The organism is Micromonospora sp. SL4-19 (genome assembly GCF_047921475.1).
Classification (GTDB): domain Bacteria; phylum Actinomycetota; class Actinomycetes; order Mycobacteriales; family Micromonosporaceae; genus Micromonospora.
On the sequence record NZ_JBLROB010000091.1, the window covers coordinates 1 to 426 of the forward strand.

Sequence of the window (426 nt, forward strand, 5' to 3'; positions counted from 1 at the left end):
GATTTCCACCGAGTGGTAGGCGTTCTTACCGGTTTCCTTGTTCAGGACCGGGGTGATGTCGTTGATGCTGTTGGTGCCGTTCTCGGTGGTGCCCATCTCCTTGGCCATGGCGTCGACGTTGATGTCCTTGCCCTGCACGGAGAGGGCGTTGCGGGTGGCGGCGGGGCCGCAGTAGTAGAAGTTCGGCTGCGCTTCGTAGCGGACGTTCAGTTCCCGCTCGCCGGCCGGCTTGGTCTGGGTCTGCGCCGGCTTGGCGGCCGGGGCGGCGTGGGCGGCGATGGCGGGTCCGGCGATGCCACCGGCGGTGGCGGCGACACCGGCGAAGGTCAGAGCGGTCTTACGCAGAATGTCGGTACGCATGATGAGGAAAGCCTTTCGATCGGGGGTTACGCGACCTGCCCGCGAAGGGGGGTGCGGGGTGCCGCG

The 426-nt window shown here is 67.1% G+C and carries 1 protein-coding gene; it reads right to left on the reverse strand.

From position 1 onward, the window contains the following. Positions 1-360 (reverse strand): C39 family peptidase (locus ACNAVT_RS31820; RefSeq protein WP_416301705.1); only part of this gene is annotated, 360 nt, incomplete at its 3' end. Positions 361-426: the final 66 nt, after the last annotated feature.